This is a genomic window from Jiulongibacter sp. NS-SX5 (assembly GCF_052828545.1).
The window spans coordinates 808,468-830,078 of record NZ_CM128248.1 but is presented as its reverse complement, the minus strand read 5'-3'; the positions used below and the strand labels follow the sequence as shown (position 1 = coordinate 830,078).

General features: G+C 40.2%; 30 protein-coding genes. All 30 read right to left on the bottom strand.

The window, feature by feature from the left end; genetic code table 11:
* Positions 1–35: 35 nt before the first annotated feature.
* The 30 genes from ACUXV0_RS03725 to ACUXV0_RS03580 all read right to left on the bottom strand — a co-directional run bounded on the left by ACUXV0_RS03725 (position 36) and on the right by ACUXV0_RS03580 (position 21,567).
* A complete protein-coding gene (locus tag ACUXV0_RS03725; RefSeq protein WP_446191721.1) occupies positions 36–590 on the bottom strand; it encodes a hypothetical protein in 555 nt (184 codons plus the stop codon).
* Positions 590–1,255: a hypothetical protein gene (locus ACUXV0_RS03720; protein WP_446191720.1), complete on the bottom strand. Its 666-nt coding sequence runs from the start codon at positions 1,253–1,255 to the stop codon at positions 590–592. The genes ACUXV0_RS03725 and ACUXV0_RS03720 overlap by 1 nt, the downstream gene beginning before the upstream one ends.
* Complete coding sequence (locus tag ACUXV0_RS03715) at positions 1,255–1,740, bottom strand: hypothetical protein (RefSeq protein ID WP_446191719.1); 486 nt, start codon at positions 1,738–1,740, stop codon at positions 1,255–1,257. The genes ACUXV0_RS03720 and ACUXV0_RS03715 overlap by 1 nt, the downstream gene beginning before the upstream one ends.
* 1 nt (position 1,741) lies before the next feature.
* Complete coding sequence (locus ACUXV0_RS03710) at positions 1,742–2,917, bottom strand: hypothetical protein (protein ID WP_446191718.1); 1,176 nt, start codon at positions 2,915–2,917, stop codon at positions 1,742–1,744.
* 126 nt (positions 2,918–3,043) lie between these two features.
* Positions 3,044–3,628 (bottom strand): M15 family metallopeptidase, encoded by a 585-nt coding sequence (locus ACUXV0_RS03705; RefSeq protein WP_446191717.1) that lies wholly within the window; start codon positions 3,626–3,628, stop codon positions 3,044–3,046.
* The gene (locus ACUXV0_RS03700) at positions 3,625–4,626 is read right to left on the bottom strand and encodes a DUF6712 family protein (RefSeq protein WP_446191716.1); all 1,002 of its coding nucleotides are present in this window, start codon (positions 4,624–4,626) and stop codon (positions 3,625–3,627) included. Before ACUXV0_RS03700 ends, ACUXV0_RS03705 begins: the two co-directional genes overlap by 4 nt.
* Positions 4,627–4,629: 3 nt before the next feature.
* Positions 4,630–5,955, bottom strand: a complete 1,326-nt coding sequence (locus ACUXV0_RS03695) for a hypothetical protein (RefSeq protein ID WP_446191715.1) — start codon at positions 5,953–5,955, stop codon at positions 4,630–4,632.
* Entirely contained in the window at positions 5,945–6,217 is a 273-nt protein-coding gene (locus ACUXV0_RS03690; RefSeq protein WP_446191714.1) for a hypothetical protein, read from the bottom strand. Before ACUXV0_RS03690 ends, ACUXV0_RS03695 begins: the two co-directional genes overlap by 11 nt.
* A gap of 200 nt (positions 6,218–6,417) precedes the next feature.
* Positions 6,418–8,019 carry a hypothetical protein gene (locus ACUXV0_RS03685; protein WP_446191713.1) on the bottom strand — a complete coding sequence of 534 codons (1,602 nt, stop codon included), beginning with the start codon at positions 8,017–8,019 and terminating at the stop codon, positions 6,418–6,420.
* Positions 8,012–8,560 carry a hypothetical protein gene (locus ACUXV0_RS03680; RefSeq protein ID WP_446191712.1) on the bottom strand — a complete coding sequence of 183 codons (549 nt, stop codon included), beginning with the start codon at positions 8,558–8,560 and terminating at the stop codon, positions 8,012–8,014. The genes ACUXV0_RS03685 and ACUXV0_RS03680 overlap by 8 nt, the downstream gene beginning before the upstream one ends.
* Positions 8,561–8,762: 202 nt before the next feature.
* On the bottom strand, positions 8,763–9,563 hold the full coding sequence (locus tag ACUXV0_RS03675) for a hypothetical protein (protein WP_446191711.1): 801 nt from the start codon (positions 9,561–9,563) through the stop codon (positions 8,763–8,765).
* Positions 9,564–9,599: 36 nt separating this feature from the next.
* Positions 9,600–10,172: an AAA family ATPase gene (locus ACUXV0_RS03670; protein WP_446191710.1), complete on the bottom strand. Its 573-nt coding sequence runs from the start codon at positions 10,170–10,172 to the stop codon at positions 9,600–9,602.
* Positions 10,169–10,627 (bottom strand): JAB domain-containing protein, encoded by a 459-nt coding sequence (locus ACUXV0_RS03665; protein WP_446191709.1) that lies wholly within the window; start codon positions 10,625–10,627, stop codon positions 10,169–10,171. Before ACUXV0_RS03665 ends, ACUXV0_RS03670 begins: the two co-directional genes overlap by 4 nt.
* A gap of 77 nt (positions 10,628–10,704) precedes the next feature.
* Positions 10,705–10,902: a hypothetical protein gene (locus tag ACUXV0_RS03660; protein WP_446191708.1), complete on the bottom strand. Its 198-nt coding sequence runs from the start codon at positions 10,900–10,902 to the stop codon at positions 10,705–10,707.
* The gene (locus tag ACUXV0_RS03655) at positions 10,892–11,071 is read right to left on the bottom strand and encodes a hypothetical protein (protein ID WP_446191707.1); all 180 of its coding nucleotides are present in this window, start codon (positions 11,069–11,071) and stop codon (positions 10,892–10,894) included. Before ACUXV0_RS03655 ends, ACUXV0_RS03660 begins: the two co-directional genes overlap by 11 nt.
* Before the next feature lie 273 nt (positions 11,072–11,344).
* Positions 11,345–12,085, bottom strand: coding sequence for an N-6 DNA methylase (locus ACUXV0_RS03650; RefSeq protein ID WP_446191706.1), 741 nt, complete (start codon positions 12,083–12,085; stop codon positions 11,345–11,347).
* On the bottom strand, positions 12,085–12,771 hold the full coding sequence (locus ACUXV0_RS03645; RefSeq protein WP_446191705.1) for a hypothetical protein: 687 nt from the start codon (positions 12,769–12,771) through the stop codon (positions 12,085–12,087). Before ACUXV0_RS03645 ends, ACUXV0_RS03650 begins: the two co-directional genes overlap by 1 nt.
* 123 nt (positions 12,772–12,894) lie before the next feature.
* Complete coding sequence (locus ACUXV0_RS03640) at positions 12,895–13,083, bottom strand: hypothetical protein (protein ID WP_446191704.1); 189 nt, start codon at positions 13,081–13,083, stop codon at positions 12,895–12,897.
* Positions 13,080–13,529, bottom strand: a complete 450-nt coding sequence (locus tag ACUXV0_RS03635; RefSeq protein WP_446191703.1) for a hypothetical protein — start codon at positions 13,527–13,529, stop codon at positions 13,080–13,082. Before ACUXV0_RS03635 ends, ACUXV0_RS03640 begins: the two co-directional genes overlap by 4 nt.
* 83 nt (positions 13,530–13,612) lie before the next feature.
* The gene (locus ACUXV0_RS03630) at positions 13,613–14,464 is read right to left on the bottom strand and encodes a hypothetical protein (RefSeq protein WP_446191702.1); all 852 of its coding nucleotides are present in this window, start codon (positions 14,462–14,464) and stop codon (positions 13,613–13,615) included.
* 59 nt (positions 14,465–14,523) lie between these two features.
* On the bottom strand, positions 14,524–14,898 hold the full coding sequence (locus ACUXV0_RS03625) for a hypothetical protein (RefSeq protein WP_446191701.1): 375 nt from the start codon (positions 14,896–14,898) through the stop codon (positions 14,524–14,526).
* Positions 14,899–14,904: 6 nt separating this feature from the next.
* On the bottom strand, positions 14,905–15,129 hold the full coding sequence (locus ACUXV0_RS03620) for a hypothetical protein (protein ID WP_446191700.1): 225 nt from the start codon (positions 15,127–15,129) through the stop codon (positions 14,905–14,907).
* A 2-nt stretch (positions 15,130–15,131) separates the two neighbouring features.
* Complete coding sequence (locus ACUXV0_RS03615; RefSeq protein ID WP_446191699.1) at positions 15,132–15,866, bottom strand: GREB1-related protein; 735 nt, start codon at positions 15,864–15,866, stop codon at positions 15,132–15,134.
* Positions 15,857–16,465 (bottom strand): hypothetical protein, encoded by a 609-nt coding sequence (locus tag ACUXV0_RS03610; protein WP_446191698.1) that lies wholly within the window; start codon positions 16,463–16,465, stop codon positions 15,857–15,859. Before ACUXV0_RS03610 ends, ACUXV0_RS03615 begins: the two co-directional genes overlap by 10 nt.
* A gap of 188 nt (positions 16,466–16,653) precedes the next feature.
* Complete coding sequence (locus tag ACUXV0_RS03605) at positions 16,654–17,322, bottom strand: hypothetical protein (RefSeq protein WP_446191697.1); 669 nt, start codon at positions 17,320–17,322, stop codon at positions 16,654–16,656.
* A gap of 494 nt (positions 17,323–17,816) precedes the next feature.
* On the bottom strand, positions 17,817–18,338 hold the full coding sequence (locus ACUXV0_RS03600; protein WP_446191696.1) for a hypothetical protein: 522 nt from the start codon (positions 18,336–18,338) through the stop codon (positions 17,817–17,819).
* A gap of 35 nt (positions 18,339–18,373) precedes the next feature.
* Positions 18,374–18,922: a hypothetical protein gene (locus ACUXV0_RS03595; RefSeq protein ID WP_446191695.1), complete on the bottom strand. Its 549-nt coding sequence runs from the start codon at positions 18,920–18,922 to the stop codon at positions 18,374–18,376.
* Positions 18,923–19,038: 116 nt separating this feature from the next.
* The gene (locus ACUXV0_RS03590; RefSeq protein ID WP_446191694.1) at positions 19,039–20,034 is read right to left on the bottom strand and encodes a hypothetical protein; all 996 of its coding nucleotides are present in this window, start codon (positions 20,032–20,034) and stop codon (positions 19,039–19,041) included.
* 61 nt (positions 20,035–20,095) lie between these two features.
* Positions 20,096–20,698 (bottom strand): hypothetical protein, encoded by a 603-nt coding sequence (locus ACUXV0_RS03585; protein ID WP_446191693.1) that lies wholly within the window; start codon positions 20,696–20,698, stop codon positions 20,096–20,098.
* Positions 20,699–20,730: 32 nt separating this feature from the next.
* On the bottom strand, positions 20,731–21,567 hold the full coding sequence (locus tag ACUXV0_RS03580; protein ID WP_446191692.1) for a S49 family peptidase: 837 nt from the start codon (positions 21,565–21,567) through the stop codon (positions 20,731–20,733).
* Positions 21,568–21,611: the final 44 nt, after the last annotated feature.

Below are 21,611 nucleotides of genomic sequence, written 5' to 3'. Positions count from 1 at the left end.
TCACAGTAATTCTTATTCTGGCTGTTTTGTCTTGGTTACTCCATTATTGTTTCATCTAGCGGCCAGCGATAACCCTCTACATAAGTACTATCCTTTAACTTACCCAACCAACCAAATTTTAAAGTAACCAAATCCACCCTTAACCCGCTTTCAGCTTTTCGTAAAGAATCACGAGTCGCCCACTGAGCCTGTCTAAGGGAGTCGAGAACCTTTTCCAACTCCCTTTTTCTAACTTCCATCTTCCTAATTACACCCTGAAACTCGGCGGTTCGCTTCACATTAAATGTCTGAAATTCGTAAATGAGAGAATCTTCAGTTTTGCGTCTTCCGTACTCTACTTTCTTAATCAAAGTTTGCAGTTCTCCAATTTGCCTTTTCTGCAAACTGTCGGATAGAGTATAATTCGCAATATCAACTCGAGCAGAGTCGAGTGACCATTTAACTGGTTCCACTCTTTTCTCGACAATCGGATTAATCACTACTGCCTCAAAGCCCTTCCATAGCAGGAAAAGGCTACCCAGAACCATCACAATCCCGAGTAACCACTTTACCCAATTCAACCCTAACCAATTTAGTATTCTTGCCTTCATTATGATGTTTTTACAAACAGACCCATGCCAATTAATAGTTGGCCCTCTTTATATTTAACAAAACTCTCGTTTTGTACCTGATCATCCCCTAGAGGCTGAAAATCTGCATTTCCTTCCCACTCATCTAGTTCACCAAAAAAAACAGCCCTGTCTTGAGAATCGTATTGCTTTGCCATTTCTAGTGGCCAATAATCGAAGTCTGAACTACCTTCATATTCATCCTTTTTTACTTTCAAAAGTTTGCAGAACAGCTCATTCACATAAATAGTCCTGAATACATCATTGTCTTCATCATACTTCTTTATGAAAATTGGGACTCGGAGCCTGTCCATGGCATCAGTTTTCAAAGCCAGTAATGAGTCTAATTTTCGTTTTGCCATCTCTCGCTCACCATAGTTGTTTACTAAGTAATCACCCTTCAATCGATCAATAGAAAACAAAGTCAATCCACCTACTACTAAAATCCAGAACTCTAACCCAAAAAATATTGCAGAAACAAAACATAGACGAATGATCAGGTCAAGGATCGTTAAGTTTCTCCAGTAAACTTTTCTATCTTTTCCAGGAATATTTCGTAGGTAATGACCGAGCTTTTCCATCCTGATAAACGTGTAAACCAACACGAGTGATACTAATCCTATCTTCATTAAAATGATGTAATTCATTATAACTTCGCTTTATCTTTTGCTATATCCCACAATTCGTCTTCAAACTCCTGCTTAGTAAATTTCATAATGAGAAAACCAACAATTAACGCCACCGCCGCATTAACACCCACCTGAGGTATAAACCCTTCACGGAAAATTGATTGATGACTTCCAATCATGTTTAAAAACGTACCGCTTACAGACCCTAGTAGTAATGAGAGCACCAGCCTCAGGTACGTCAGCTGAGTATGATGTTTGTTCCAAGGCCGCACCATAACCCCCTCAGCCAAAGCATCAGTATGTCTTATTTTTAAGACTAAAGTGTAAATAATGCAACCAATAAAACTGATAATGGGACTAGCAATATCGAAATAGGCTAGTATAGAACTTTTAACTATCACACCTTCAACCTCTTCTTTGAGAGGATCCACTTGCAGAAACAAAATTTGAGTTATAAAGGCCGAGCTCAAGTAACTCAAAAAAAATATCAATTTATTAAACATGTTAAATAGCACCTTTTACCAGATTACAGTTTAATTTATAATGACTATTGGCGTCGCTCATGTCAATAATCCATTCACGATAACTTTCCGGATTAACCATCTCTTTTATTATCCACTTATTATTGACCAAAAACTCAAACCTCTGTGTTTGCACCCCAGGATCTCCACTATCATTGAGATTCCAGTACTTCAGTTTATACTTAGCTGGCTTCAGAAACCTTAATCCATCAGAATGATTATTTCCACGCGGTTGCCAGCCAGTGTCTAAAGGGTGAAACCCACCTTTAGTGTCATACAATCGCCACACTAACCTATCATCCATATCATAAAGCTCCATTCTAATTTTGCTTCGTGTATGGTGTTCTAGCACGGCGTGCCAATCAGTTGTAGTTGAATGTGTAGGCAGATCTACTTGCACCAGACCATTCTTACTTTTCACCCCATCATTTGTATTTCTAGGGGCAGGGTAGGCCACGTTTTGACCATAAAATTCAAAATGACTTTCACCACCGGGCAGCTCTTCTACAAGCCTCCAATAATTAGCTCCATAGCTATAACCAACCCATCCTTTCCACCATGGGCTCAGTATCTGTGTGCCTGGTATAGTTTCATAATTCGGGAAATCTGGATTATAATATCCGGCATTTAATTGAGGGTCAGGTATAGTGGGCTCTATTGGTATTGGACCAACCGGGTTTGTTACCGGCTTGAAAATAACTTGCTTTTCAGCTGCTTTTGCCGTTTTAAACAGCCTCAAATTCGGATCATCCTTATAAGCACCATAATCCAGCCCATCCTTACACAATCCGTATCCTGTAACATTCCAAATAACATCATAGCAGAAACAGACTTCCCATCCGTTAATTTCAGGAAGCTCAGCCGCTGCCGGCAGACTTAACCCACCGGCATTGGTATGAAGCCCATTCCAGTTGCTAATATTTGGAACTCCCGGAGTTGTTTTCACTAGCTCGTGATTCTGAAAGTTCCCACCACGAATCATTAAAAAATTACCATCCGCCGTGCTTTGGAGATTATAACCCAAATGGTAAACAGGGTAATTCTCTGCTGTAAATGTCCCTATTTGCTTTAATTGCTGACCATGGCCAGTTGAAATAAAGAGTAGCAGGATCAATATTTTAAGAAGCCCCTGCACCGACTTCCATTTTTGCTTTTTCATAATTTGTGTTTAACTATTCAAATCAAACCACTTGTTTACAGAACTTTTAGGTCAAAAGTTATTTGATCACTAAAGGGCTTGAATACTATTGTCAGGTAAGTCCATCGGCAAACCTCCTTGTTAAGGTCAGTCTAACCTTACCCACTCGTACTTCACTCCGTCAATTACTTCTTCAGTAATGGCTCTGTTTAATAACCTTTCCTTTAACTGTCTCCAACTGAAGCCAAAATCAAGTTGGAAATGAGGCTTATCTACTTTTTTTCCTGTCCAATCTCCACCCCAAGTAGCTCCTAGTTCAGACTTGAAATATTCCACTACTTCCAGCCAGTCAGCTATCAGATCACCATCGTAATCGGCAGTAACATCCCAGCTTGCAGTTTCAAAACTGCCACTGCCATCTTTGTCCAACAAAAGCACTATATCCCATGCCAGTCCATAATTATGGATACTCTGACCACCCTTTGCATAAGTCACAATACCAAGCCTGTTTCCTTTGAAATCAAAGAAGACGGTTCTACCCTGGGCATATATCCTGTCTTGTGTCTCATTGGTACGGTGTGTGTAAGGAAACCTCAATCTTACACCCTTACCAAGTAGCTTATAATTTACAGTCAGATACGCCTCTCTCACCTTTTCACGAATGGCAGGGTGTAAAAACCGAATCCTATTCAGCGTAATTGCATCGGCATATTTTAACCTTGGATCTATCATAATACAGCGTATTTTCTCTCCTTCTTGTTTACAAATCGGCTACTCGTTCCACTCTCAGCCCTGCTCTCATATAGCGAGCTGTTGAAGTATTCCGGAAAAACCTCAGCTGAAGCAGTATCTTGCAGATACTTTGTCAGCTCATTCTTAGCTAACTCCAAAGCACCTTCCACCTGAAGAGAAATCTCATTTCTTCGGCTCTCAGGTAAAACGGCCTGATTTCCATAGCCATCAAATTGGCTTACTAGCCTCCAATGCTCATTAATGTTCAGATAAGGTACCGAGTCAGCCACAGCCTTTAAAGACACCACTGTGGCTATTTTATCAAGCAATTCAGTCTCGGCTTCAGATAGATCATCAGCTAAAATTCGGGTAATCATCAACTTATTAAAATCAGCACCTATAATGCTGTTCAGGTAGCTACCCTGAGCCTTTTTAAGCCCGTCAGATAATCCAAGGAAAAGTCTTCGTGAATTCTTAGCGAACGGGAAAGCCTCTGTAAGCTTTGTTGCTGTTCGTACATAACAGCCTTTTAGAATAGTGTAGAAATCAGACTCAGTCCAGCTGTCAAAATCATCTGCATTCGATTCCAGATATACCAAAAGCCTTTCCATGGCAGTATCGCCTCTTGACAACGCAGCCTCCATGCCGCCAAGTGTAGCCCATTTAGTAGGAGCCGTTGAGTTTGGAGGTGTAAACATCGTTTTGCCACCATCCCCTGTTGTCAATACCAGTCGGTAACTACCTACAAAATCCACGTAGCCAGCCACCGACATTCGCAATAGATGAATAGCCTCTTTTTCTTTATCCGTAGCTGCACCAAGATTCACGTCATTCTCAGTTACAAAATCCGAAAGTGTGTCCAGCAAATCTTTACCAATCGAATCCTTAACAAAAAACTCCTCAGCTTCAGACACAAAAGGTTTAAAGGTTTCAAAATGCATAACATTCTGAATACCTCCGATATACTCACTCAATTGGTTAATATCCTTAAAAATCATAGCTTAATTATTAGGGTGAGAAACATCATCTTTCGCAGTACTGCCTTGTACATAGCTATCAATCCGGTCAATAGCTATCTTCTTACCTTTCAGTTCAATACCGTCAATTTTCGCAGCAATCCACACAGGTTTAACCAACCTGGCTCTATCAAAAACGGTCAGAAAGTCCTGCATATAGGCGGCTTCGGCCGCAATCTCCTTTCCAGAGCTACCCATATCAGAACCAAGCTGTACACCTGCCAGCTTTCCTGGCACACCATGACCACTCGCCTGAACCAAGTTCGCAGCCTCAAACATCTTTATAAAAGCCTCATCTTTAATTGGACTTGGCAACGGCTCAATCTTTACTTCCTTCAGAGAAGACTTCCCATCAGCAGCAATTTTCGAAAAAGTAACTATGATTTTATTTGCTTCCTCAATACTGCTTAGAGTGTCGGTTATTTCATCAAGAGTTCGCTCTTTAAGTTTTTCTATTTCTGTTTCATCATCAAGACCATCTCTATCAAAATAATCATCAGGAAACTGAACATGGTGAGTCACAAAAAAGCCATTCTGAAAAGCTGCCTCATAGTAGGTAGGTACATCATTCGCCACACGGGTCCAATGCTCAGTACCCCACCAGTTTGCAAGGCCATAAACCTTTTGTCCAGGTTTCTTTGCCGCTAAATGAATAATTGAAACAGGAAACTTCGTGGGGTTAGTAGGGTCAAAAGCAGGGATATCATCACAATCCTCAACTTTCAAAGATTTTGAATATCCAAACTGATCACTAAGCAGAAACATCTCAATCCGCTTACCACTCTCAGGTACTACAGCCCTGATGTCATTATTGTCAATAACTTGCAAACTTGCAGCTTTCCCATTTTCATCATCAGAGTTCAGCGTAAGCTTAACGTTCAGTTCAGCCCCAAATGAGCATTGCATCGCTGCCGCCTCCCAGTATTCATCTAGCTCCAGCCTCTCATAGAAATTATCCCATTTCTCATTCTCTATATCAGGTACTAAAACCTCACGATTATTCTCAATAGTTCTATTGAAAATCTTAATGCCACCACCTGCTATAAAAGAACCTCTGGTCTCAATTAGCTGCCACTTGTTAGGACTTTCAGTGGCCAGCTTATGCATCTCAAGCAGTCGGTTATCATTCTTCCCACGCTTAAAATAATCCTTAGAAACTTTCCCTTTACCGTTTCCTTCCGCATATTCAATAGCTTCAATAGCCTTACTCCCATCACGGGTAAAGTCAATTGCTACAGCATTACCAGCCTTGCCGTATTTAGCTATATATAGCTTATCATTAACTTTTTTCAGTCCTTCCTTACTGGCCATAGAAATTAATTTGAGTTCCGTTAAAGGTTTCCAGCAGATCTATCATAAGGTCAAAATCTTCACCACTATCCATATTATGCAGTTTGAGCAAGCCGCTGCGGTTCATCTTTTTCCTCTGATTCAGACCATTTGCTGAAGTTCTCGCAGTTACCCTATGTTTCTCACCCCATTCTCCATTTCGCTTGCGGTAAGTCACAGAGAATACGGCATTCTTTCTGTTGATCTCAGCCAGTACTTCACCAATTCCAATCTTATCTGCCATGCTACAAGTTTAAAAACAGGCACTATTAGATGTTAGGGCAAAAGTTTTCTATAGGTTAATGCACTTTTTTTTGGTGTAATATTCTATGAACTAAGCTCTTACCCGTTTTTTGACCTTTTAAATTCATCTTGTGTGAATATTATCTCGCCCGCACAATAACGAAAGCGGCAATTACCACTTCAAAAAAAGGAATGTGGTAATTACTTTCTAAGTGTAATAATTCCAGTATTCGACCATTTGGTTTTCGCTATGAAGTGATTGTACTTGGCGTATAGGATATAATCAAAGGCATCAGTAGGATCTGTGGCCCACTCTCTGAGCTTAGCTTTCTTTTCCGATTTCTTATCCTTGCTGAATGATTTATCAGTCTTTACCAAAGTATTGTTCAAGGAAATAATAAACGATTTATTGGTATTCTGATTGATCTTGATTCTTGGGGCTTTCTCTTCTGAACCAGAAAGAAGCTTATTTACCAGGGAATAGCGATCCTGTGGATGTGGGTATGATTTTGACTCTCTTCGGAAAACTTTCCAACCGGCCGCCTTCAGCTCGTCCTCAAACTCTTTGAAGAATACTTTATTCCTCTTGTCTGTTGTTGCCGATCGCTTGTTTCCATTCGGGTCACCGTATAAGTGGACCTTCTTTTCAAGGTGATCAGCATAGGTATCAATGAACCACTTAGCGAGCTGCTTCAATATGTTTTGCTCAAGCTCTGTATTCACTACTGTTGGCTTCTTGAACTCACTATTGATGATCCTAAACTCCTTACCGTATTCCTGGCATACAAGGCACCAGACGATATCAGCATTGAAATCAAGACTGAGTTCTATCAGCTTGTCAGCATGATAGTCAGAACTGGACCATTCTAGCTTACCAGTCGCATCGGCTCTATAATCAAATGCTGTCTTATATAGATTAACATCACCATTGAATGAGTGGTAATAAGCATTCGGAAGTTTAACCACTCTTTGATTGAGCACTTCAACTGCAAACTTCCATGGATCCATTGCGTCTTTAAGACGCTTGCCATAATCATCTGGGAGAAACTGCTGATTGTCCTTGTAGGTAGACTCAAGAAAGAGGTATTCTGGTGGGTTATCCAGAAGCCATTGTTTACCTGAGCCTTCTTCTTTTTTCTCCAGTTCATCATACTTTCGCTTACGCTCGGTAAGCATAGCTTTGTACTTGACCTCGGTATCATAAATCCAGTTTCCCTCAATGGTCCAGCTGGCAGAACTGAAATCGAAAATACCATGCTGGAGTGGGTGGTTATAGTACGGAGCATCTTTACGCCCACGTAAGGCCGGTACCAATATCTTCTCAATAAACTCCCAACTTATTGTGGCTGATTCATCTACTAAAATACCATCAATAGAAAGCCCTCGATGGGTTTCCTTGTTATCCTGCGAAACAAGCCTGATAGTATAACCATTGATAAATGTGATACAATACTGGTAGATTTTCTTACCTGGCTTTTTGTAAGGAGTTTTCCAATGTTTTGGCGGCTGTCGTTGTATGACAAACACACCGTAAGGCTGTGTTTTTTCGTCATACTCGTGATATCCTTGCATTTCAAGTGCTTCACGAATGGCAGGTACTACTATAGAGTCAAGCTGAACATATGTAAGACCAGCTGCTACCCAAGTAGCCCGTGGAAATTCCATCCACATATCACCGACCTGCAAGCCCATAACAGTTGACTTACCGGATCCACGGCCACCAATGAAAGACTTTCGTTTTGCCCGTGACTTTAGAAACTTCCACTGCTTTGGGTTGATATCGACATGTTGTGTCCTACTCATCAAGTTCAATCGTTTCGTCGGATGATGAGTAATTATGATTCACCTGAATATTGTAGACGATTTTCGGAGGCTTGGCGAAGTCTTCAGGATCAAATCCTTCTTTCTCTTCTTTGTGCAGACCGGCAAGATGATCAGCTTTGTCTCTGGCCATGACTGCGACCTGATACTGCTTGTCTTTCATGGCCAGCTGAGCCAATAGATCAAAGAACTCTCTTGAAGCTACTCTGCGGCCATCTTTGTTGACCTGGTCAATGGGCCCATGAAGCCTGATGGCAAAAGAAAGATCATACTGTGCCTGACGTAGCTCTACATCATGTTCTTTCATGATGGCCCCTAAAATCATCGGCTGAGTACGACCCATCAGGTATTGAGACCAGATTTTTGAATACCTGGTAAGCTTTTCCTGTTGCATATCGGTTAAATCATCAATTGTGATTTCTCCGAGGTAATAGGCATAATAAGGAGCTAGCTCATCATCTGGAATTTTGAGAAGCCTTCTGATTTGCCGTGACTTAAATTTCTTAATTATGCTTTTTGCCATTCACTACAGTTTTGGACTGTAGCAAAAAAAAAGAGTGGCAATTGCCACACCTAGGTCAGAAGTTGAAATACTTTTCCAGCTTACTCTTATTATTTAGAAGCTTTTTGATATCCCAGTCATAGATTTCATAGTTATACTTTGGCCATTCTCAACACTATTGAACTGTAGCAAAAAAAAGAAAGTGGCAATTGCCACTCCGTGGTCAGAGGTTTATATCAACTTTAGAATAGAGTTCCATATAGTTCTTTGTTTCTTTCTTTAATTGTTTTAAACTTTTTAAACTTTTTAATCTATTAATCTCATTTGTATTCAGATTGTTAGCTTTAATTTTATTGATCAAACTCTTAAAATGATTAGATTTAAATAATTTTTGCAAGTCGGTGGTAGATAGACTTTCTGAAACTTCAAGTATTTTATCACTGTAATTTTGAAGTTGGTTATCATGGAACAATGCATTTTTAATAAGCAAATTAATCTCAGATGTGTATTTTTTTGATTGGAAATATATGTTGACCAATGACATCATTTTGATTAAAGCTTTTGTAACATTCAGTAAATAGTCGATTTCCTCTTTAACGTCTTCGCTCAATTCCAAATGAATATTCCTTTCTGGGGTTGAGTAATTGTACTGATTGAGTACATTAATTAATCTATCAGTTGTATTTTTTTGAAGCTTGTTTAGTTCTTTTTCAACTAGGTCCGATTCAGTTTTTAACAGATTTAATTTTTTGTCAATTGTAATAAGGTCCAATTGAAGTTTAAAGTCTTCTCTTTGATTTATGTTAGCTTTTATGAGTATTAAAATTGAAATAAAAGTTAATATCGATCCAACAATACCGCCAAAAAAGTCTCCAAGTTGTCCAGTGGCTGATAGGTCATTCGATGTCCCATAACTATCCAATTCGAACTTTAAGAAGGTATATGTGATAAACACCAATGTAATAAAAGCTGTTATTATTGACGCCGTGATAATAGCAATATCTAGCCAGTCGCTTTTTTTCATATTTGATCGTCTAAAATTTAGGCGAAGTTATTATTTTCAATCGAACAGTCCATTACCACAAGTACCTCTTATAGCACCTTTAGCTTTGGCTTTATATTCTTCCTCTGTGAGAATTGTGGCCTCATCTGATAGCAAGGTTCCTTCCTCAAAGAAATGATTCCAACTTCGGCCAAGCTTTCTTCCACGCTCATTATGCTTATCTAAAGCAAAGTCCGGGACTGCTCTTAAATTGTTATTATGACAACCCCAATGATAAATCAAAGCCCAGTCAACAGTTCTTGACTTCTTTGACCTGCACATCATCAATACGGCATGAGTAAGGAATAAACGCTGAGGCATATTTTTATCATCCTTCTTTTTCGCCTGTTCCTTGTGCATTTCATACAATGCCTGAACCTCACTACTGATCGTTGGATTTGCCAAACCTATATCTTCAGAACTAATTATCTTTAGACGTTTCCAAACATATTCTTGGTAATTGCTATTAAACAGTTCCACTGCCCAAAACATCGCTTCCTCTTCTAGCCCCCTGCGAATACTTTTCTGCAAAGCAGAGGAACACTCAAAGAAATCGTATCCGTTTTCCGTTGTTAAATTGTATCTGCTCATAGTTCCGAATTGTCTGCGAATGAATAATAACCCTCGCTGGTGATGATCATGCTATCTAAAACACTGATATCAAGAAGGGCACCGGCATTAACCATTTTCTTTGTTATCGCCCTATCAGCCATTGATGGTTTTAAATTTCCACTTGGATGATTATGAGCAATAACTATTGCCGATGTTGGAAGCTTTAAAGCCAATGAGAAGATGACCTTTGGGTCTAAAACCGTTCCGCAAGTACCACCCTGGCTAATCTTGAAATAACCAACAACTTTATTGCTTCGAGAAAGGCACAACAAAAAGGCCTCTTCTATCCAATCGATGACATCGCTGTCAAAAATCTTTTGAAACGCCTGATAGGCATCTTTTGAGTTTGAAATCTGAAACAATTCAGACTTTTTTACCTTCTCTGAATATCTCACTGAAAATTCTATTTTGGGTATCTTAATTTCTTTTTCCATTTTTGCTCTCGTTCTGATGAATGATTAACTACCTTTTTGATGAACAGTAAAGCCCGGTTACCCCCGGGCTTTTTCATTTACTGATCAAATAACTTTTGCTGATTCTCTTCCGCCTCAGCTCTGAATAGCGGCAGGTCTGAATGACCCTTCAATAAGCTCCGTTGTTCGCCCCATACTTTACCGGGATTCTTCTTGAAGTATTCAATGACTACTTCTTTCTCATGCTCTGGTAGAGCCTCTATTTTACCGTGCAGTTTCAGGATCTTACTTTTCATGACGGAAGTACACGTTTTGAGGCGTTTTTGAATTCATGAAATGCTTGTTAATCCTGAATCTGAAATTCTCAACAGTTTCCTTTGGATTTGATTTGAATTCATACCGGCCATTGCTGGCTTCAAAATTCCCATCCTCGCCTTTGGTGATAACTAGAATAATCTTTGACATGTGCTCTGATGTTAAAATGAATAATTAACTACATCAGAAACTTCTCCCGTCAGAACGGATTAGAAAAGCGTTTTCCACATTATTTTATGAAAAATTCACTGAGGTCAAAATTTAGATTACCATCTGAATCCTGAAGGCAAATAGAGTGCCCGTTTCCTGACTTTACAAGCAGATCATCATTCAATTTATTCTTCACTACGCAGTAGTACAAACTGGCCCAATAGACTGTTTTTCCATCTTCAATTGCTGCTTATATTTCTTCTAAATTCATCCTTAAAACAGGCTTAATTGACCCTCATGTATTTTGTGTTCTACGTTCTTTTTAAGTTCCACTTGCTTTACATAAAAAGCCGAGTCTTCCCAGTTTTCAATTGGTGATAAGTGAGGTACCGGAGGTGTTAACGGAGACTGAAAAAGTGGATTCACAGTGTAACCAAACCGCCACTCCATTGACAAGGAATTCATGCAACTTACTTCACCGATACATCCGTGCATGGCCATGTTTAATGCCGTCATTTTGGCACATACCGGATCAAGGTCAGCAGCATAGCCCCAAATGTTCGGATTCGCGGCCTTGGCAGCAAGAAGAAAGCGACCACTGCCGCTGCAGCAGTCCATCACTGAATTACCCTTTATTGGTCCGTTTAACTCAGCCATCAGATCTACCACTGGTGCAGGTGTGAAGAACTGCCCCAGGCGGCTGCTTTTATATCGGCTGGCAATGATCTCATAAAACAGCCCAAGTCCGTCATACCATCGATCAAATTGAAGTCGTGAATTGTAAGCTTTTAAGATAGCCACAATGAGTTGATTAAACATTGCATAATCATCATCGTACCTGCTCATTAATTCAGCCGCAAGCTTTTGATCTCCATTAAGAAGCATACCGCCCGTCCAATAACTCACAAAATCATGAAATACCGTTCCGTAGTCGCTGTGCCTATAGCTCAGCTGATCAAATAGGCCGGCGAACTCTTTAAGCTCTGCCGGCACTTCGTAAATAAGCTTTCCCATTAGAACGGAACTTCTGTGGTTTCAGCTTCAGACACAAAAAGAAGATCTCTCAGATGTTTGGCATATGCTACTGTAAGTTTGAAGCCTGTAATCTGGTAAAAACGGCTCTTATATCGGTCTGAAAGAAAATCAACAGAAGACTTGTAACGGCCTTTTCTATACGTTGTTAAATAATCAACGATATCTTGCTCAGTGATTTCCTTGCCGAAAATCTCAGTTAGCTTCATGGCAGCAATATCAATATGAAGTCCGTCTTTCTTAAACCATGATGGCGAAACCTGATCAATGGTGTTAACATCACCCCATCTTTCAAATGATTCCTTTGTTACTGGACTTAGGTTTTCATCAATAAAACCGGCAATGCTATCATCTTCCATCTGATCAACCTCAAGCCATGAAGCGGCAATATCAGCTGGGTTTTCAGACTCATTTAAAATAAACTCATTCAGCTCGTTAAAATCCATGCCTTCAGGAATATTGACGGCACTTACTTCTTTGATTTCAGCAATTTCATCAAGATCAAGTTTCTCGCAAATGATACGATCTTTCGAGCTGTGTGACGCTTTTAAGCCACATTCAGTAGCCCATTTGAAATATTCTTCAACAGTGCCCTTTCCGGCATTTACAAACTGATAAACTTTTGACGTTTTAGCGGCGAATTTGCCATTTGGTAATTGAACTCTCATGTGTTCTGATGTTTAAGTGAATAATTAACTACATCAGAAACTTCTCCCGTCAGAACGGATTAGAAAAGCGTTTTCCGTATTTTTTTATAAAAAAATCGGCAACCATTTTGGTTGCCGATCGCATTAGTAATTGTTGGATATCTTCGACATCAGCAGATCAAAAACATAATCTGGCTCAAGGCCTATTTCATAAAGAATATCCTCAGGATCCTCACCATCCAATACACGCTCATGCATCTCCGCAATAAGTTCATCAGCTGCCGCCTCTGGCATGCCGTCTCTGGTCATTAATACTGTTTTGAGGTCTTTCATTTCTTTAAAGCGTTATTAAAGTAATCGTAAACCATATCACTACTGATATTCTCGGGAAAAGATAGTGGACGAACGGCATCCATAACCAATGCAGTAATATAACCGGGCATCCCGATTTCTACATTTGGATCAAAATCCGGATAATCCATTGGATTATTGATGAGGATTGACCTGGCTGCAAGGCTAATGGCCAGCTCTACATTTAACTCAGGTTTATCACGAATCATTTTCAGAATCTCATGGATAGACTCTGGAATTTCGGTGAATTCATCCCAATTTTTGGAAGCTTCAAGCAAGTCACTCGGGCTATTTTTGTCTTCATGGTAAGCATAAATCCCAAATTCGTCGGGATTGTTAATCGCCCAGCTGATATAGTCATCTTCTGAGGGTTTTTCGTACTCCTCTGTGGCCAGTTCACCAAAGAGGTAATAATATACTGTTTGCATGTGTTCTGATGTGTAAGTGAATAATTAACTACATCAGAAACTTCTCCCAGCAGAACGGAATAGAAAAGCGAAACATTATTTTTTTAATCTTCAAGATTTTTGGGGATCAATGCTTCAATCCCTAGAATCATTATTGCTCCATCAACTTCAATGAAAACATAGTCATCAGTGGAGTATTTTATACTTACATTTTCAGAATTAAACTTTGAGCTTACCCTTTCAACCAGAATTTTTCTATTTAAGAATTGTTCTGGGTGGATAAATTCCTGATTTATAGAATCAAAAGAGAAGAATATCTTGAATAGAATGGTCAATGGAATTATAAAAATAGAGACCATGAGAGGTATACTTAACAAAGAAATAGCAAGTTCTATTAAAAAACCTCTTATACCACTTAAATTAGGAATAGTGTCAAATTCTTTTGTTTTAGATGATTTTTCCATTTCAATATATTTCTTCAAACAGAATAGTTCTGAAAAAAAATAATACGCTAGTGAAAGAAAAAAAAATAATTCAACGAGTGTATTAAACATATTAGAGGAAAGTCCTGTAGCATTAGTAACTATAAGAGGAAATTTATCTATTGTAATCTTATTGGGCCAAAATATTAGTATCAAACCTGAAAGAACAAGAATTACATAAAATATAATAAACCTATTTTTTGAGTAATTTTTCAATAAAAGAAGTGATCTCTTTTTAATTTGAATGAAGATTAGGATTAAGATTATACTTACAAAAAAGGCAGGCAGACCATCAGATATCAGCTGTGTTAATGAGAAATATCGAATAAATCCAGAGCCAAGAAGCATTAGATTAATAATTTGGTAGGTTCCACCTACTATTAATATTAAGACTAAAAGAGTCTTATGATACTCTTTGATGAGCTCATTTATTTGATTTAGCGTATTTCTAAGTAAGATAAAATTATCTATCACGGTTAGAATTGATTGTTCTTTATTTTATTGAGTAAATCGTTGTTTTTGCTTTATCAACTTTAATTAAGAGCCTTTTCCAACTTCCGCTTTGCATTAGCAAAAGTCCTCACATCGGTTAAATCTTCAAACATACCACTGTTTTTCACCTTCTCCGTGAGAAGTTTTTCAGACTTTTCCTTTCCCGGGATATTACGGATCCAAAGAGCCTTAACCTTACGAAAAGACTTCAAAGTAGCGGATGAACTGTTCACCACTACCATACGGAAAGTGCCATCCTGTTTTTCTATGATCTCTTCGAGGTCAAACGTAACCGGCACGCCCCAGATACCAAATTTCAGAGTCAGCTTATCAGCAAAAGGTACAGGCTCTTTAAACTGAAACCATGCCCTAAATTGGCCTTTCCCGATTTTTTTGGTGATTACGTGTTCAATCATTTTATTCTAAAGCTGATTAATTTGATTCTCCATTTCAGCATTAGCTATTTCATAGCCAGCATCAATCATCATGATTTCACTTTCCTTAAACGTTGCAACATTTCCTTCACTGTTTTCACCAACGAATACTGAATAAGGCCCATCTTCATTTGTAAGTATGTGTATTTTTAAAACAAGATACCTTTCATTCGAAGTATGATTTTTGAGTGTAAATACTTTATTGCTGTGCATTATTAAAACGGCAGTTTGAATGTTTTCTGGAAAGGGTGCTTCATGCTTCCCTTATTCTTCCTTAAAGATATAACATCCTGCCCAAAAACTCTCTGAAGTAGTTTGAAATCAGCTTCCTCAGCTTCCAGATTCCTAAACTCAGCCAAGCCGCCTCTATTCACAAAAGTATCACGCTGAGCCCAGTAAAACCGCAAGTCTTTAAAAACGCCTCGGTGGTGAAATGCATTCAAGCAGCTGATCCAGTAATCCTCATTACATACTATATCCGGATTGTACCAGAGTTTGGAACCCTTCAATACTCCATGTGCACAGCCAGTTAGATATCCTGTGAGCCTAATCGGGTTCAAGCTATCAAAATGAAGTGGAGTAGGGGAGGTACTGAAACCAAAACCGAAAAAACCTGTTTCTCGGCAAGCTGCAGCAGTAGCCTGAATAATATCATATGCAACATCTGGATCCACATCAGTCTCTTCTCCTTTTTCAGTGTAAACCCTTTTGAGCGTATCAATATCATCGTCAAGCATAAATACATCACCAAAGTGCTTGATAATCCAATCACGTTTGGGTGCTAAACCTTTCACACTATCAGGATGAGTCACAATTTCAATTCCCGGATTACAAGCCTGGTAGAGCTTGGCCTGAGATTCCTCAACACACAGCACAGCGTTATCTACAGCACATATAGTGGCTACTCTATCCCACCTTTTATGACTGGGAATTACAACTTTTACTTCCATTGTTCAATCAGTTTTTTGGCAGCTACCACATGAGAAATACCTACTTTGTTGCTTTTGTAGCATTGGTTTCGCTCAATACCAAGTTTTTCAGCCACATGGTTTTCATCAATTTCATTGGTGCACACAATCACAAATGCAGTGTACTTTTCAGAGAATTTTGCCACAATAGGCATCTCAGGCTCATCCTGCTCTATGGCTTCTTTCAGTTCTTCAGTCACTTCATCGAGCATTAAACCGAAATCATCAAGATCAATAAAATCATCAAACTCTTTGCGTAAAACCTCAATATCCCACTCTCCAGCATGCGAATTTTCAATGACCATGATCTCCTTTAGCTCAGCTTCTGTAAGCTCTCTCGTGGCTTTTCTGACATCAATAAACGTATCGCCAAAGCCATGTTGCATAAGAAGCTCACAGCGTTGTTTACCGCCCAATAGCTGGCCATCAAAAGCCTGTACTGGTATACTGATCATGCCAAACTTCTGGATACGCTCCCAAAGTTTCTTTTTCTCCTCAGCTTTGATTTTTCGGGGATTGTCTACTCTGGGTACCAGGTCAGACACCTTCACCTTTTCGGTGACAAATAGTTCATTATTCATAAAACGCAGTTTTTAATTACCGATGGCGAACATAGGATGCGTCATGTATTCACAATAGGGCAAAAAAAACACCCCGGTATAACCGAGGTGATTTCAAACTATGGCTGTCAAAACTAAAGTCTTTGGTCTGTGAGATCAAACTGTCTTTACGAGCAGAGAAGTTTACCCTGAGCGGAGCCGAAGGGAGATTACATACCTCTCAATTTTTGCTCAATAGCATCCAGCTTTAGCTTCCCATGAGCGATATTTTGCAATAGCTCAACTCTTTTGGCCTCTGTCTTCGCTTTAGCAGCTCTGGCCGGCCACTTACTGGGGCTCAGGTTACTCTTCAGGTTCCTCATCATACGGTCAAGCTCGTACTTGTCATCAGGCAAACTCTTCATAAACTCGTCTTGCACAAACTCACCATTGGTCGCAGATCCTGTCAAAGCATCAGGCAAGTGGCCATGTTTCTTAACATATAGTAGTTCATCCTTCTTTTGCTTCCATTCTTCCCGTTTAGCTAAAATATGATCTACCACATCCTTGGCATTTTTTGTTTGAGGAATTCCTTGAAGCGAATTACTCAAAGATGCTTTTTCGGCATCAATCTCTGCCAACTCTGCATCCAAAGTCTCAATCAAGATCTGGGCTGAGAGTGAATGTGATTGACTGTTTTCTGCTCCGCTCGGACTAACAATTGTTTCTTGTCTTTTGTCTTGCGTCTTCTGTCTTAAATCTTCCTCAACCTCATTTTCTGTCCTCTCTTGTAGTTTCTCCAGCTCTGCCTGGTACGTTTCCTCGTCGATTTTTCCCCTCTTGAAGTGTATTGTCAGCCTTTCCTTCGCAATCGCCAGTTGAATCTTCGTTAAGCTCATAATTCAGTAAATTCTCAAATTTATCAATGACCTCAAGGTAGTCAAGAGCCTCAATGTACTCCAAGGGATAAAGTTGATGATCAGGTACGGTAATTTGCTCCCTGTAAGTGGTAATTGCCAGCTGTATCTGATAAGGATCTGCGAATAATCGAAGATGGTCAGTAAAGGCAGGAATTTCTGAAGGCCGTGATATTTCCATGGGAGTGTTCGGGGTAGGTCCTTGCAGTTAATCAACCAAGACAGGCTAAGAAGGGGTACTCGCAACCCCTTGCCTACCACCGATCACAAGATCTTCGGCATAGCCTGTCGAATTTAAAACTTGGTAATTAACTGCATTACAAACTTACGCAATTCTCCTGCGTTTAAACACAAAAAAGCCCCTGATTCCTCAGAGGCTTTTCATAATTACCTTACTAGTGGCTGAGCCTGTCGAAGCCTAGCTTTTTACTCGCTGTTCGCCCCATACAGAGCTACCTACGACTTTGTCACGATTTTCAGCTCGTTTTTGGGCCGCGTCTTTTCTTTCTTTTTGTTCCTTCAGAAGTTGTATCTGAAATGGTTTCAGCTTCTCCTTTGGTTTTTTGGGAGCTTCCTGAGCTTGCTCCTGAAGTTTGCTCTCCAGAGTTTCCTTCTCCGTGGTCAGCGTTTCCACTTGACTCGTTAGAGTCGTTTTCTCCTCTTCCAGAGTTTCCTTCTCCGTGGTCAGCGTTTCCACTTGATTCGTTAGAGTCGTTTTCTCCTCTTCCAGAGTTTCCTTCTCCGAGGTCAAGGTTTCCACCTGAGCTTTCAGCTCCGCCATTTGTGCTTCCGTTGTCGGAGTTTCTTCCTTCTTGGCTGTTTGATTCTGTTTCGCCATTATTAGTATCGGATGCGAGGTCAAACAATTCGATACCGGCATTCACAAATTTTTCTGCCAGTTCATCAGACATAGAATCAGTCAGCGTCACATGACCCACTTCGGGACAGAAACGCTGACTTCCTCTTTTGACCTCAGGTTTTAGAATAAATTTTTTCATTTCACACTTACTTTATGTAGGTGATTTTGTCTGTTTTAGGCAAACGCCTCAAACGTAATATCAGCTACTACAGCAGGAGCTAATGGCAACATTGGGAACATGTAACCTTCCTCTTCAGCTGTTACCACTGTACCACGCTTATCGCTTCCTAATTTTCCAGTTCCACCTGAGTGCATAGGAAAAATAGGATTGTCGGAATTGCCAATCACATACCACTGACCATCTCTTGCTTTACCAATATAAACAGCTCCGTTGTTTACATCCTTTTGGATCTCCACAACAAGTTCTTTGGTTAAGTTAGCCATATCATACTCCAAAGCGTGGGACCAATTGGTATAACCGTCTTTCTGTCCTACATTGCTGAACCTGAAATCAACAGTGTCTTTCGGTACAGCATAGATCGGCCATTCGGTATCTACAGGGAGCTTTGCAGACGGCAAGCCTGTAACTTCACCATCTACTACATCAGCCTCTGCGGGCCATTCCGCCGTAAACATATGAGCAGACATTTTGGCAAGTTTTAACAAACCACCTGGGTTCGCCTTCTGAGAAGAATTTGCTCTTATTGATGCAAAATTTACCATTTTGTTTTTTCTCGTTAAAAGTTTTAAAAGCTGACTTTACCCGGGCTTGCCAGAGTAAAGTCAGTCAAGTTTTCGTTAGCTGAGCTACATTACCTTGAGCATAGTCGAAGGGAAGACTACGCTTCAGGCGTCCACGCTCCTACATAAATACGCTCAGTCGCACAAGCACCGGCACCCGCCTCAAAGTCTAACACATAGGCCAGTGAACGATCACGCTTTTGGTAATCAAACTCAACTTGAGCATTATCACCATTATATAACATTACCAGATTATCACGCGTAGTAATAATTGGTCTGCTGAATGTTGTGATTCCTTCCTCTATGATCATTTCAATAGAAGAACCGTCCATAGTACGTTTTGCATAACCTTCGTTATAGTTCAACGTTCCGTGAAGTTTTCGGTAACTCGCATTATACAAATCGTATAAGTTCTTAGGCAAAACGCAAACAGCATCCTCTCCATAGGCAAAAGCCGCATCTAAACCATTTAACATTTTCTCAAATGTTGGCACACAGTTGTCAACGGTCAGTTCAGAAAGCTTCACTTCCAAATCGGTTACATTGATAGCTGCAAGATCATTCGCGATCGTGTCAGTAATCAATTCCACAATACCGTCAAAAAGGTCAGCCGAGCTGGTACCTCCAGGGTTACTCACGGCATTCCAGAATGCCAAACGCATATACTTCTGTACATCCTTATTTAACCTGCTTAATAGCCATTGTTCAAACGGCATTTCCTCAGGATTAAACTTAGCACCTTTCACTTTTGCCATGTACGTATTGTACAAGCTTCTCATTCTCGTGTTTGAGAATAGCAAATCGACCTTAATCGGTTCAGGCTTTGCCTTTTGTGTTTTGTAGGTAGCATATGCCTTAGCATTAAATGCATCCTTTTCACCCGGTTGTAACGGGTCTCCAGTTACCAGGTCAGATAACACCACTTCACCATCAGCAGGCAAGATGTTAACGTAAGAGTCAAGCGGTACTATCGGAGAGTTCTCAACACCACCAAAACCAATCTGGAATATCTCATCGATGATATACTCCTGATGATCTAAGGCGTAGTCTTGAAGGTCGGCCGACACTTCCGCAAGGCTAAATGATTCTGCCATTGTTTTTAGAATTTAAGATTTAACATAATTTGTGTATCAATTCAAGTCAGTAATCGACCGACTAGTCCTTGCTTTTTCTGTTGCGGTTAACCCGCTTATTATAGATTTCCTGAGCACGAGCAGTGGTTCTGCTTACTCTTTCTGGCTTTCCAGAATTATTAGAGGCATCTCCTTGTTTAATGCTTGCTCCGGCACCTTTCATTGAAGCTTCCCAGTTTACCAAAGTGTTAAAGCGAGCTTCGTTAGCTTCCCACTGCTGAGCGGCTTTGCTGATCACCTCAAAATCAGCTTTTGGCATCGTCACCATTTCAGGCTCAGGTGCTGTTTTGATATTTGATTTTTTGGTTGCGGCTTTCGCTTCTGCACCTTCTCCGTTTTCAGAATCTTCTGTAGTTGCCTTAGCTTCTGCCCCCTCTCCATTTTCAGGATCTTCGGTAGCTGCCTTAGCTTCTGTACTTTCACCATTTTCAGAATCTTCAGTAGTTTTCTTGGCTTCTGCACCTTCACCGTTTTCAGGATCTTCGGTAGTTGCCTTAGTTTCTGCACCTTCACCATTTTCAGGATCTTCGGTAGTTGAGCCTGTCGAAGTCGTAGAAGTGTCAGAAGACCAAAAAGCCTTCAGACTTGCAAGAGCTGCGGCTACCGGTTTCACATTCTTTTTCATAATCGATTATTAAAGTTTGTACAAAGTCAAAATCATTTTGCGAGGCTATTTGCTAGCTCAATCGCATCACCTAAAAGGCCGATTGAGTCTGCCAAGCCCACTTTTATAGCATCTTCACCGTTAAATTCTGAGCCATCAAAAACAGAGTCATCCACGCCTTTACGGCCAGCCTTCACTGTTTTCACAAAAGCACCTCTGATCTTGGTAACACGTTCAATTATTTTAGCCCGGGCATCATCAGAAAGCTTCTCTATCATATTGTTCAGGGCTTTGTTTTCTGAACCTTTTGCCCTGATCATCTCCCAGGCAATACCGTGTTCTTTGAGATAATCCACATAGTCTATGTGGCTACTGTAAACACCAATAGAGCCAATGCCACTAATGGTCTTACTTTCCATCATGATATGAGAGGAGTGAGCGATTATCCATATACCGCCTGAGTAGGCATTGGCCACATGAGAAACCACCGGCTTTTTGCTCTTACAGTATTTGAGAGCAGTTTCTACCAGCTCAATACCGTTGGCATCGCCACCATAGCAGTCAGATTTAATCACCAAAGCGGCGATCTCCTCATCATTTGCCAGTTCTGTAATCCATGAAGCGATTATTTCTGAACCAAAAGTCCAATAAGTAGAATATCTGGTGACAATTTCATCAAGAGTAACCACGGCAATAAAACCCTTTGGGCCAGGCTTTGCTGAGCTCTTTTCGCCATGTTTAATGGCATTGGCTGGCAAAACAATTCTATCCTGAGGCTCACGAATGGCAAAATCACTTTTGGTAAAGCCCAAAGCAGCATTGCCGAGGCTACGGAAAGTAGTCTCACGCAACGCCCAGAAATCAACAGAAGAAAAGTTTTGGATATCCATTCGTACCTATTTGGCTCGGTACGAATTAGCGTATACCACCTAAC

Bases quoted from the DNA above. Each gene is read 5' to 3' on its own strand.
- ACUXV0_RS03680 (WP_446191712.1), bottom strand. From the start codon at position 8,560: ATGGCAAAAAGCATAATTAAGAAATTTAAGTCACGGCAAATCAGAAGG.
- ACUXV0_RS03650 (WP_446191706.1), bottom strand. From the start codon at position 12,085: ATGGGAAAGCTTATTTACGAAGTGCCGGCAGAGCTTAAAGAGTTCGCC.
- ACUXV0_RS03685 (WP_446191713.1), bottom strand. From the start codon at position 8,019: ATGAGTAGGACACAACATGTCGATATCAACCCAAAGCAGTGGAAGTTT.
- ACUXV0_RS03640 (WP_446191704.1), bottom strand. From the start codon at position 13,083: ATGAAAGACCTCAAAACAGTATTAATGACCAGAGACGGCATGCCAGAG.
- ACUXV0_RS03655 (WP_446191707.1), bottom strand. From the start codon at position 11,071: ATGTCAAAGATTATTCTAGTTATCACCAAAGGCGAGGATGGGAATTTT.
- ACUXV0_RS03600 (WP_446191696.1), bottom strand. From the start codon at position 18,338: ATGAAAAAATTTATTCTAAAACCTGAGGTCAAAAGAGGAAGTCAGCGT.
- ACUXV0_RS03585 (WP_446191693.1), bottom strand. From the start codon at position 20,698: ATGAAAAAGAATGTGAAACCGGTAGCCGCAGCTCTTGCAAGTCTGAAG.
- ACUXV0_RS03625 (WP_446191701.1), bottom strand. From the start codon at position 14,898: ATGATTGAACACGTAATCACCAAAAAAATCGGGAAAGGCCAATTTAGG.
- ACUXV0_RS03635 (WP_446191703.1), bottom strand. From the start codon at position 13,529: ATGCAAACAGTATATTATTACCTCTTTGGTGAACTGGCCACAGAGGAG.
- ACUXV0_RS03725 (WP_446191721.1), bottom strand. From the start codon at position 590: ATGAAGGCAAGAATACTAAATTGGTTAGGGTTGAATTGGGTAAAGTGG.
- ACUXV0_RS03610 (WP_446191698.1), bottom strand. From the start codon at position 16,465: ATGAATAATGAACTATTTGTCACCGAAAAGGTGAAGGTGTCTGACCTG.
- ACUXV0_RS03605 (WP_446191697.1), bottom strand. From the start codon at position 17,322: ATGAGCTTAACGAAGATTCAACTGGCGATTGCGAAGGAAAGGCTGACA.
- ACUXV0_RS03720 (WP_446191720.1), bottom strand. From the start codon at position 1,255: ATGAATTACATCATTTTAATGAAGATAGGATTAGTATCACTCGTGTTG.
- ACUXV0_RS03670 (WP_446191710.1), bottom strand. From the start codon at position 10,172: ATGAGCAGATACAATTTAACAACGGAAAACGGATACGATTTCTTTGAG.
- ACUXV0_RS03620 (WP_446191700.1), bottom strand. From the start codon at position 15,129: ATGCACAGCAATAAAGTATTTACACTCAAAAATCATACTTCGAATGAA.
- ACUXV0_RS03675 (WP_446191711.1), bottom strand. From the start codon at position 9,563: ATGAAAAAAAGCGACTGGCTAGATATTGCTATTATCACGGCGTCAATA.
- ACUXV0_RS03645 (WP_446191705.1), bottom strand. From the start codon at position 12,771: ATGAGAGTTCAATTACCAAATGGCAAATTCGCCGCTAAAACGTCAAAA.
- ACUXV0_RS03705 (WP_446191717.1), bottom strand. From the start codon at position 3,628: ATGATAGATCCAAGGTTAAAATATGCCGATGCAATTACGCTGAATAGG.
- ACUXV0_RS03660 (WP_446191708.1), bottom strand. From the start codon at position 10,902: ATGAAAAGTAAGATCCTGAAACTGCACGGTAAAATAGAGGCTCTACCA.
- ACUXV0_RS03700 (WP_446191716.1), bottom strand. From the start codon at position 4,626: ATGATTTTTAAGGATATTAACCAATTGAGTGAGTATATCGGAGGTATT.
- ACUXV0_RS03595 (WP_446191695.1), bottom strand. From the start codon at position 18,922: ATGGTAAATTTTGCATCAATAAGAGCAAATTCTTCTCAGAAGGCGAAC.
- ACUXV0_RS03695 (WP_446191715.1), bottom strand. From the start codon at position 5,955: ATGGCCAGTAAGGAAGGACTGAAAAAAGTTAATGATAAGCTATATATA.
- ACUXV0_RS03615 (WP_446191699.1), bottom strand. From the start codon at position 15,866: ATGGAAGTAAAAGTTGTAATTCCCAGTCATAAAAGGTGGGATAGAGTA.
- ACUXV0_RS03715 (WP_446191719.1), bottom strand. From the start codon at position 1,740: ATGTTTAATAAATTGATATTTTTTTTGAGTTACTTGAGCTCGGCCTTT.
- ACUXV0_RS03580 (WP_446191692.1), bottom strand. From the start codon at position 21,567: ATGGATATCCAAAACTTTTCTTCTGTTGATTTCTGGGCGTTGCGTGAG.
- ACUXV0_RS03665 (WP_446191709.1), bottom strand. From the start codon at position 10,627: ATGGAAAAAGAAATTAAGATACCCAAAATAGAATTTTCAGTGAGATAT.
- ACUXV0_RS03710 (WP_446191718.1), bottom strand. From the start codon at position 2,917: ATGAAAAAGCAAAAATGGAAGTCGGTGCAGGGGCTTCTTAAAATATTG.
- ACUXV0_RS03590 (WP_446191694.1), bottom strand. From the start codon at position 20,034: ATGGCAGAATCATTTAGCCTTGCGGAAGTGTCGGCCGACCTTCAAGAC.
- ACUXV0_RS03690 (WP_446191714.1), bottom strand. From the start codon at position 6,217: ATGGCAGATAAGATTGGAATTGGTGAAGTACTGGCTGAGATCAACAGA.